Raw genomic sequence first — 10122 nt, 5'->3', positions numbered from 1 at the left:
GGACCACCCTCTCAGACCCAGATATTGTAATTTTCTGGGCTTAGTTTGTTATATTCTTTTGTCTCGCATAATGAAATATTTTTTCCAATTCTTTTTTAAAGTGGGCTTGACATTTTACCGCTGGGCTTAACGGGGTCTTTTGTTTTTGATTCATATACCAGTCCGAATGGGCTTCTGGTAAAGTTTCCGTCCCCTTAACGGGGTCTTTTGTTTTTGATTTTACGCAGTAGAGGGTGATATAGTAAGCGTCGTTTCCGTCCCCTTAACGGGGTCTTTTGTTTTTGATCCTTAAAGGTTGACATTGAAAAATTAATGGAAGGGTTTCCGTCCCCTTAACGGGGTCTTTTGTTTTTGATGGCAGAGGAAGCCCAGGCGTGGGCAGAGAAACGTTTCCGTCCCCTTAACGGGGTCTTTTGTTTTTGATCTTGTCCCTGTCAGCGAGATCAAGCAAATGTACTGTTTCCGTCCCCTTAACGGGGTCTTTTGTTTTTGATTTGATGCAAGCACGGACTATCTCGTTATCGAAAAGAATGAAGTTTCCGTCCCCTTAACGGGGTCTTTTGTTTTTGATTGAAAAAGATGACGTTAGAGGAGCGTGTCGCACAAGTTTCCGTCCCCTTAACGGGGTCTTTTGTTTTTGATGCAAAAGATGAAATTATTGCCGACCTCAAGGACGACGAGTTTCCGTCCCCCTAACGGGGTCTTTTGTTTTTGATGTAATCAGCGGCTTGATACCTTGAATCACAGAATCGAGTTTCCGTCCCCTTAACGGGGTCTTTTGTTTTTGATTCGCATGCTGATATGGTTGAAATCAAAACCCGTACAGCAGTTTCCGTCCCCTTAACGGGGTCTTTTGTTTTTGATCTACCAAAGCGCAAATATTACCTACGTTTTGACACCAAACATGTTTCCGTCCCCTTAACGGGGTCTTTTGTTTTTGATTATTAACTTGACAGGCGTTACCGTCAGCCGTAAAGCGTTTCCGTCCCCTTAACGGGGTCTTTTGTTTTTGATACAGACGGGATTTTTACGAAAGGTTTTTTGGTTTCCGTCCCCTTAACGGGGTCTTTTGTTTTTGATTCAAAGGGGCTTATTCGATGCGCACCCTGCGGATTACGTTTCCGTCCCCTTAACGGGGTCTTTTGTTTTTGATATGATGAAAAATTACTTTGACAAAAACGGAGGACTAAGTTTCCGTCCCCTTAACGGGGTCTTTTGTTTTTGATTAAACCCAGTGTTGATGAGTATCAGAACTATGAAAAAGTTTCCGTCCCCTTAACGGGGTCTTTTGTTTTTGATAATAAAACTATTGTAGCAATCCAAACGGACGGGAGTTTCCGTCCCCTTAACGGGGTCTTTTGTTTTTGATTTGATATTGGTTTCTCAAAGCGGGTTGATAAGGAGTTTCCGTCCCCTTAACGGGGTCTTTTGTTTTTGATTTACGGGCTATTTGTATCACCTCCCCTAACCAGCAAGTTTCCGTCCCCTTAACGGGGTCTTTTGTTTTTGATTCAAAGCTGGCGGGGGCATCGAAGCTGGCTGGGGCGTTTCCGTCCCCTTAACGGGGTCTTTTGTTTTTGATGGAACCCCAAGACAAAGAAATGGGTACGCACGGTCAGTTTCCGTCCCCTTAACGGGGTCTTTTGTTTTTGATCTGCCAAAGCCGAGTTAAGCTTCATTTGGATGACGGTGTTTCCGTCCCCTTAACGGGGTCTTTTGTTTTTGATGTGTTAGGCTTGATCAGCAAATATAACGACCTGGGGACGCGTTTCCGTCCCCTTAACGGGGTCTTTTGTTTTTGATCTTTGATATTGGTTTCTCAAAGCGGGTTGATAAGGAGTTTCCGTCCCCTTAACGGGGTCTTTTGTTTTTGATTCGTATTCGGCTAAATGCTTCAAGAGGATGTACTCAGTTTCCGTCCCCTTAACGGGGTCTTTTGTTTTTGATATATTCACACCCGAAGAGATAAAACCAGAAACCGCGTTTCCGTCCCCTTAACGGGGTCTTTTGTTTTTGATTCATTGCAAAGGAAACCGAAAACGGCAAACTGGAAGTTTCCGTCCCCTTAACGGGGTCTTTTGTTTTTGATGGAATTAGCAGGTTTGTACGTTGATTAGAGGGGGGGTTTCCGTCCCCTTAACGGGGTCTTTTGTTTTTGATTTTTCAGGGTTATCGAATTGGACGGCGAACCCGCCAAAGACAGTTTCCGTCCCCTTAACGGGGTCTTTTGTTTTTGATACTGTCTTTGCCAAACCTCATTGGACCTGCTCTCAAAATATAGTTTGCGGAGCAAAAGATATATTTGACTTTAATTTCCATACTCTCGGCCATCCGTAAAAAATCATATCATTTTTTCTTTTACTTGCTTAATATTGCTCCATTTTGCTTATTGCGGCGCTCAATTGAGAGTTTCACCGTAATTCCCAATAATATCACTAAACTATTTGCTTAATTCTTACGGCTCCCATTCCTAATGCTGTTTTTACACCAAGTCCGCAATACTCGGCAAAGGTGAGCAAGGCTCCCGCCAGTCGGGCGAGTTGCTCAGGTCCACTGACAACCAACGTTATTCGCCCCATATATCCGCTAATTTTGGTGTTTTCCAGATAATAAACAATCGAATTCAAGGAGTAACGGACTATTCGTGTATGGCGTGCTATTTGCTCCATGGCTTGAGGATCATCCAGAGACACATCATGCACATAAGCGCTGTAGCGCTTATTAATGCTGTTAATAATCAATTCTGTGCTGGGGAACAAAACATATTCACCATTCTGTTTGTGGGTACAAGGCGTTAAAAACTCTAGCTCATAGCGCCGGCAAGGTGCGTCTGCCGTAAAAAACCGGCTGAAATATTCCTGCTCACTTTGGCTGATTCTCTGGGCTCCAGTGACTTCCAAAGTTAATCCTTTGTGTTGCAACTCAATCTGAGTCAATGGCATAACAGCCTGAACAAGATGATTTGCTATATCAGTCTCCCATAAGCCTATAGTCCAGGTCAATTGATGGCCGGGCTGGGGTAAAACATATTGAGAAAACGGCCGCAGCCGGCTATGGTGAAGCAGTTCGGCTATTTCCGACGGCAGGGCTTTAATCAGAACACCATGAAAAAGTGAGCCCCAATTGTAGTTGGCTCTTTGATCTCCTCCATATTTGCACTGCACGATAATTTTTTGTAACATTTTTACTTCCCTTACATTAGCAGTTATTCCAGGATTAGTTCACATCTGCCCATTTGATAATATTGTCCTGCATACATAGTCGTCTTTAATATATGAGGTGATACTTGATGCATAGCAGCATCTTTGGAATGCCCGTGCCGGGGGAATTGTTTGACCATTATTTGCGTTGCCAGCGCTACCGCTTGCTCTCGTTGCGGAAACAAGTTGTAGGTAATGGTTTTGGATACATAACCAACTCCTCCGCCCAGAATGATATCGACTCCTTGCTGGGCTGACACTAGAGCGTCCTCAGAGGATTCCGCAAAGCACTGTTCGAAATTAGCATAATGCTCATCGGCAAAGCTGTGCAAAGCATCCTCAATGCTTTTTAAATTTAAGCCAACTTTAGCCAACATGGGTTTATCCAGGGTCATTGTCAGATGTGCCTCGCTGCCTGGCTTCAAGGATTCCCTAAATATCGGCAAGCGGTTGACGGCGCCATCCGGCTTGCGGTCGTACTTGCCTGTTAATACCAGGTTTTCAAAGCTTAAAGGGGCGCTGTCACTGATCCTGATGCCCTGCATTAAATCGTTAATTGGACTGTGTATTAATTGACCATCCTTAGGATTTTGAATTCCCAGGCGGTAAAAAATTCTCTTCTCCAGGGCGCTGGTTTCCCTCGCAAGGTACTTACGCGCGTTTACAGAGCTATCAGCCCCCTCAATTTCCAGCCTCAGTCTATCCCAGTCGCCTTTTTTTATCAGGTAGGCAGCCAGTGCGGTACGGATAGCCCCTTTGATGCTGGAACCAGGGATATAAGGATGTCCCTCGGAGTCTTTGATGAAGGTTAGCACTTCACGAAAGTTAATCGCCTGGGAGGCTTCACCCGCAGCTATGCTGTAGCTGATAAATGACGGGTAGTCAGCCTCAATTATTCTATTTTCATTTAAAAAGGCCCTGAAATCATTGTGGCGCGTCTGTGTCAGGTACTCTTCATATTTGGGTAGCAGTAAACGGCTTTTCAAAAAAGCTACTAAGCGGGGAAAATCCGGAAAATATATTACACCCTTATGCGCATCAAATATATATTCTTTTTTGTTGAGGCGCTCTCCTGAACCAATGAAAACCGGCGACAGTGAGCGCAGGGTAATATTAAGCCTTTCGAGATGACCATATTTCATAAGTTCACCCCCACAAAAAGAGTATTACCGCAACGCCACACAGGGTGGGCGCCGTTATCAGATAAATCATACATCCCCCCACTAAACCTGCGGCGCAGACAGGAGCCGGGCGCCAGCATATACATAGTACGTTTTTTCAGTTGCCCGGGAGCATAATTTTCGGAGCGGATGAAGCCGCCGCGCCTGACAAGCGTGTACCAGCTGTTAGCCAAAACCTCATTCAGCTCGTTATCAACCGGTAAGGCAGTACCCAGCAACATCTGATATTGGGCCTTGTTATCCTCAATTAATGTTATCAACTCAGGAGGCACATGACTTTGACGCACCTCAAACTTTCCCCAGCCGGACGATTGTTTGCCGCCAATTCCGGACAAGCCCAGGCCAGTCAGTAAAGCAGTAAAAGTATTCAAAGCTTCCTCATGCCCGGAACGGACAATTATATACAGCCCACAGCCGGGTGTGAATTTCCAGGCGGCAATGTGATATGGTAAAGGCGGGTTGTTGCCTTTTACGGCCACCCGGGCGCTGACAATTAACCGGCCAAACTTGTATTTGAGTTTATCCAGATTTAATTGAGGCTGGTCCAGCGCATGCAGATATTCCTGAAAAAAAGACAGAGGAACGTATTCCACGCCTTTTAATGCCTTCTTTAAACTAGCGTCCCCTTCATGCTTTTTATTGCCTACAAACAAAATTGGACGGGGAAGGAAAAGATCATCCTTATCATAAGGCAATGCGTCGGATATGGTCAGCGTGCCATCGGTAAAATAATTAACCAGCTTGGCAATCCGGTCATCCCGGGCCGCTTCACAGCATAGCGCGGAAAAAAGAGTATCGGCATGTATGCCCACCTGGCTGTCATCTAACGAGGTTCCCCCCGAGTCCTTCCCTATATGCAAGGCGGTTGTAAAATTAAGCCTGTAAAGAAAATGCTCCATATTCCTCCACTTCCTTCAAAATTTCTAGGAGTACATTCACATCCTCGGGGCATTTTCCCTCTCTGACCGCAACTGTAAAATCCGCAAAGGCTACCTTGCCATAGCCCCGGGAGCCATGTCCGCCCAGGTAGTCCATAGATATTAGCTTTAAGCCTTTGGCAATGTTTGCAAAATCGGTTTTAAGAACCTCCGCATCCTCCATATCGTAAACCATATTGATTGCAAATTCGGAACCCCTTACCACCCTTTCAATTTGCCGTGGATTAGCAACAGCCGTGAGGCGGCTAATTGTGTTCTCAAACTTAACTTCAGTCATTCCGCCGCGTTTTTTAAGCGTTTCAGCATTCACCAGGAAAGCATCGGCAAACTGCAATCGCGCAGCCTTAGTATTCGCTTTCCGTGGATTGTCGCCTGCCGAGCCGAAGAGGCGTTTTATTTCTTCGGGATCATCGGCGCATTCCTGAGTAATGTAATGATTTTTGATACTCTTGGCCAACAAGGTGCGCATTTTACCCTTGAGACTGGAACCCGGCAGCATCGGTTCACCGGTCAAACTATCCCTGACGACCGGACTATCTACCGCGCCGATAGCGGAAAAAGCGGATGAACCACCTATATGCATGCCGGTTAAAACTGTCATTTTGCATTTGATTAGTATTTTTCCGTACATATACGCTTCCCCCTTACTTATCCTGGCCGCCATAAAAGCGGTGATAGGCTACCAGCGCTTCCATATAGCGGGAAAATTTAATAAAATCATCACGGCTGTCACCTATGTTGTTCAGTAATTCAAGCAGCCCTGCCTTATCTACAAACGGCTTGACCACATACGGCTCCCGCCCGCATTCGTAGACCAGCCGCACTTTGAGGTATTCTATGCGGCTCTGCATGTCCGGACTTAAAACATCATCGTGTCCAGCGATAACATCGTTGTAGATTTCACTGACCTGTGCCAATATATTTCTGATCTTGCTGGTGGTAAATTGCTGATAAGTCCTTGACCCCTTTAGTTCCTGAATGATCTGCTCAGCTTGCGACGTATAGTTTCTCTCCAGTACGAATTTAGCTGTGGCAGCTTGGGCGCGCACTTGCTGAGCGGGCTGTGGTTGCGCGCCCCTATAGCCTGCCTTGCCAGCATTATAGGTTTCCCTAATTTGAGGTTTAGCTGGTTGTGATTGCGCACTATCATGGCCTGCCTTCCTGAATGCTTCCTTAAAGTCACCACTCATGCCTGCTCCTCCTTTACATCACGGTTATAGTAGATATAGATCATTATCGCTGTAATCAATTGCCGCCTATCCTCATCTTTTAATGTCCAACGGTAAACACACTGCGAAAAATTGCGGTAATTTCTTTTTAATTCATCATCAGCTTTATGATCAGGCTCCCGTCTGGCCAGCAAATAGGCTAAACGGGCTATATTAATCGTATCGCTCTCCGCCTGCCGCAGCAAATCGATGATGTTGTACAAGAAACTGTTGCCGTAATCCCCGCCGCCGGAAAATATACTGTCAATAACCGTATACTTTTCCCCCAACACCTGGTTTTCAAAGGTATCCCAATCATAGGTGTGTTGGGCTATCAGTTGTCCCCCACCCATTTCCAGCCCAAAGAGAGAGATGGAGTTTTTTACTTTACCCTGGTACCGGTGGTGTTTAGCGCTGTCTTCTAGCTGAGCTGTTTCAGCTGCCATCCGAGCAATGGGATAGCCGGACTCAAACATGGCAAAGCCCGCTGACAAGGTAAGTGTATTACCGGTATAGCGGGCAAAAGCTCTGCGGATATCAATGGCCGCCGAGAGTACTTCGTTCCATGCTCCTACCAGGAACAAGTCGTCACCACCCGAATATACAACCACTATATTGCGTTGTTTAGCCGGGGCTAGCAGGTTGAATTCTCCTCCATTAGCCAGCAAGTCATTGAGATAGTATTTGAAAAAGATGGATAAGCTACGCGATAGGGTTGCAGTGCGGGACAGAGTAAGATATCTATATTTGTTTTCAGTTGCCTTTTCTCTGACAAACCCGCTGACAAAGGCGGCGCCCATGTTATCCACATCCGCCCGCAACACCCCGAGCCTTCCGATGCCTCCTGAACTTGCAGCCAGTTCTGCAAAGGTTTTTAAGTCCCCATCCTGATTGGTTGCCGCATAGTCCCCCAGCCAAAGTTTGGTTGCCAGAGTAAAGCCGGTCCGGTAAGTATTCTTGCTGTATATGCGTACCACCTTATCCGGGCTTTTTTGCAGAAGCTCCTTAACCTTGTTTACTTTAAAGGCGTAAAAATACAATTCCTCTCCCCGGCTCGAAAAAAGCGGCAAAGAGGGCCCGTTTAATTCCTGGTTGGCTACTACAAAAACTGAATCCGGTTCGATCAGCATGCGGGAGGTATCAGTAAACGCAGCACAGGTTTGGCAAAAGACGCCTTCCGTTCTTTCCTCCAGACGGCTGGAGACCCCGCACACTCCGCATTCACGCCCCGCCTTGTCCGTCGGGCTGTTGTTTAACTGCCGCAAATCTTCAGCAGAATAACGCCGCAACTTGCGCTCCGCTACTTGAGCGGCCAGGCTACGGAAAATATTGCTGTAGCCCTCAGGGTCCTCGGTCTTATTCATCAATTCGTTAGCCGAGCATTCTTGTAAGCCGTATGCCACATACAAGCGGGCTCCGAAATATTCCATCAGCTTACGGTTAATATTTTGAGTAGCCTCTGCAGCATTATTGCGGGCTTTTGCAGTATTGGGCAGTAAAATATAGGCATGTCCACCGCCGGTATATAAAAGGTTGGTACGGTAAAGAGAACAAGCACGGAGAATTTCGTCCGCCAAGTTTTCCAACAGCAGTTCCAAATAAAAAGAACGAGACCGCAGCCCTTTTAAGGCTCCCTTGGAAGAGATAGTATAAATAAATTGCTGAACTCCCGAAATATCACAGGAGAACAGACAGAAGGCTTTTTCCTGGTAGAAACTGTGTCTGTTCTTAAAAAGCTCCTTTTGATAATCAGCTCTTTGGTGGTTTTCTAAATACTGTGCTATACAGGCAGCCAGAGCCGCTGTTATCTTAGAGTGGTCAAAGAGAGATATATCTGCGATCTCTCCCAAATATGTAGAGGAAGGTACATAGGATAAATAGGCTTCTGATAGCTCCAATAAAGAATTAACATATTCGTCCTGAAAATTAATGCCGGACAAGCTTTCATTCATGCCAGAAATGATACGGTTATAATCTGATGCCGGATTATAATCTTTTACATCTAGCGGGTAATTTATTTTTTCATTGATCGCAGCTACTTTGCGGGCAGCCTTCCCATTTGAATTGTTCAATAGATTGTAAATAGACTCCTGGGACCTATTTTTGTCAAATCCACTGACCGCTTTTTCACCCTCAATTTCCCGGCGGTCAACACCTGATGATATATTGTCAGCCAGATACACTATGTAAGCTGCACTATCTGTTTTTAATTTTGCCCCGGCTATTTCCTGGTGGTGATGGTATCTAATACAGTCCAGGATGGTCTGCTCATCAGTAAATTTATTAATCCATTCACGGCCGGAAATGCTATGGGCGCGGCCGTCAACATTGGTTCCACGATGCAAAACCTTGCCGATATCGTGTAAAAGGCCAGCAATGGTTACACTTTTTACTAGATCATGCAAATTACCACCCCATTCAAATTAACAGCTATTTATCTAATTATAAATTCAATTGGTACTATTTATATTTTACCAAAAAATTCTGGCAATGTCATACTAAAGTGGATAGTTTTACTTTTTTACTGGTATTTATATCTTATATATTTCTTCTTAATATAATCCTATAAAACTCGATTTCTAGAGGAGTTCTTTATACATTTAGCAACTTGACAATTCAAGGGAACGGGTTAACAGATGGTATAGGCCTAGCATTTTTTATATATAACCGGAAGATGGTCTTTTCACCTGACTCTTTGGTGGCGCTCATCTCTAGATCACGGCAGACGTGACTGGGAAAGCCTACTGTAAGCACCGAGCAAATTTATTTATAGCAACCAAACTCGCTTAGTGCAACACATTGAAGTTTACTTAAAACATGAGTTGTTTTTTCATAACGACCTCGCAATATTCGAGATCCTTTATTCTAAATAAAAAATCATGCTCAGAAGGATTTCATCTGACCATGATGCTATAATATAACTTATTTTACCAATGATATAATTTTGTTTCCCCTGACATGAATTTATTGTAATTGTGCATGAAAATTATTCCTATTTCATTTCCTGCCTGCCTTCCAGCGCCCTGCCCAGAGTTACCTCATCGGCGTACTCCAAATCGGCTCCCACGGGCAGGCCGTGGGCGAGCCTGGTCACGCGGATGCCAAGCGGCCTGATCAGAGCGGACAAATAGAGGGCCGTGGCGTCACCTTCCACATTGGGGTTGGTGGCCAGGATCACCTCCTTTACTTCCCCGCCCGACAGGCGTTTCAGCAGGTTCCTGATGTTCAGTTGTTCCGGTCCCACCCCTTCCATCGGGGAGATGGCCCCATGCAGCACGTGATAAAGCCCCCTGAACCCCCTGGCTTTCTCCATCGAGGCCACGTCTCTGGGGCGCTCCACCACACAGATACTATCACGCCTGCGACGTTCATCCCCGCAGATAAAACAGGGGTCCACATCGGTCAGGTTGCCGCACAGGCTACAGTGGTGAATGGCATTTCTGGCTTCCTGCATGGCCTTGGCCAGGTTGGCGGCTACTTCGGGCGGGGCATGCAGGAGATGAAAGGCCAGGCGCTGGGCTGTTTTCGGGCCGATCCCCGGGAGTTTCCCCAGTTCATCAATAAGACGGGCGACCGGCTTGGCGTAGTAATTCAT

The 10122-nt window shown here is 45.8% G+C and carries 7 protein-coding genes and 1 CRISPR repeat array; all 7 genes read right to left on the bottom strand.

The genetic code is table 11. From position 1 onward, the window contains the following. Positions 1-114 precede the first annotated feature (114 nt). Positions 115-2238: a CRISPR direct-repeat array (repeat unit 36 nt; unit sequence GTTTCCGTCCCCTTAACGGGGTCTTTTGTTTTTGAT). Positions 2239-2435: 197 nt separating this feature from the next. The 7 genes from cas6 to recR all read right to left on the bottom strand — a co-directional run bounded on the left by cas6 (position 2436) and on the right by recR (position 10122). Then, positions 2436-3182: a CRISPR-associated endoribonuclease Cas6 gene (gene cas6 / locus Psfp_RS15950; protein ID WP_134219534.1), complete on the bottom strand. Its 747-nt coding sequence runs from the start codon at positions 3180-3182 to the stop codon at positions 2436-2438. Positions 3183-3205: 23 nt separating this feature from the next. Beyond that, positions 3206-4342: a type III-A CRISPR-associated RAMP protein Csm5 gene (csm5, locus tag Psfp_RS15945; RefSeq protein ID WP_134219533.1), complete on the bottom strand. Its 1137-nt coding sequence runs from the start codon at positions 4340-4342 to the stop codon at positions 3206-3208. Then, positions 4339-5280, bottom strand: a complete 942-nt coding sequence (gene csm4 / locus Psfp_RS15940; RefSeq protein WP_134219532.1) for a type III-A CRISPR-associated RAMP protein Csm4 — start codon at positions 5278-5280, stop codon at positions 4339-4341. Before csm4 ends, csm5 begins: the two co-directional genes overlap by 4 nt. Beyond that, positions 5255-5950, bottom strand: coding sequence for a type III-A CRISPR-associated RAMP protein Csm3 (csm3, locus tag Psfp_RS15935; RefSeq protein ID WP_134219531.1), 696 nt, complete (start codon positions 5948-5950; stop codon positions 5255-5257). Before csm3 ends, csm4 begins: the two co-directional genes overlap by 26 nt. 13 nt (positions 5951-5963) lie before the next feature. Then, on the bottom strand, positions 5964-6509 hold the full coding sequence (csm2, locus tag Psfp_RS15930) for a type III-A CRISPR-associated protein Csm2 (RefSeq protein WP_134219530.1): 546 nt from the start codon (positions 6507-6509) through the stop codon (positions 5964-5966). After that, a complete protein-coding gene (cas10, locus tag Psfp_RS15925; protein ID WP_134219529.1) occupies positions 6506-8932 on the bottom strand; it encodes a type III-A CRISPR-associated protein Cas10/Csm1 in 2427 nt (808 codons plus the stop codon). The genes csm2 and cas10 overlap by 4 nt, the downstream gene beginning before the upstream one ends. Before the next feature lie 587 nt (positions 8933-9519). Then, entirely contained in the window at positions 9520-10122 is a 603-nt protein-coding gene (recR, locus tag Psfp_RS15920; protein ID WP_134219528.1) for a recombination mediator RecR, read from the bottom strand.

The sequence above is a fragment of the Pelotomaculum sp. FP genome, from assembly GCF_004369245.1.
GTDB classification, from domain to species: Bacteria; Bacillota; Desulfotomaculia; order Desulfotomaculales; family Pelotomaculaceae; genus Pelotomaculum_C; species Pelotomaculum_C schinkii.
Note: the sequence above shows the minus strand (reverse complement) of the source record. Positions and strands in the feature narration are given on the sequence as shown.

Coding starts and splice junctions, on each gene's coding strand:
- csm2 (WP_134219530.1), bottom strand. CDS start 6,509: ATGAGTGGTGACTTTAAGGAAGCATTCAGGAAGGCAGGCCATGATAGT.
- cas6 (WP_134219534.1), bottom strand. CDS start 3,182: ATGTTACAAAAAATTATCGTGCAGTGCAAATATGGAGGAGATCAAAGA.
- csm5 (WP_134219533.1), bottom strand. CDS start 4,342: ATGAAATATGGTCATCTCGAAAGGCTTAATATTACCCTGCGCTCACTG.
- csm4 (WP_134219532.1), bottom strand. CDS start 5,280: ATGGAGCATTTTCTTTACAGGCTTAATTTTACAACCGCCTTGCATATA.
- csm3 (WP_134219531.1), bottom strand. CDS start 5,950: ATGTACGGAAAAATACTAATCAAATGCAAAATGACAGTTTTAACCGGC.
- recR (WP_134219528.1), bottom strand. CDS start 10,122: ATGAATTACTACGCCAAGCCGGTCGCCCGTCTTATTGATGAACTGGGG.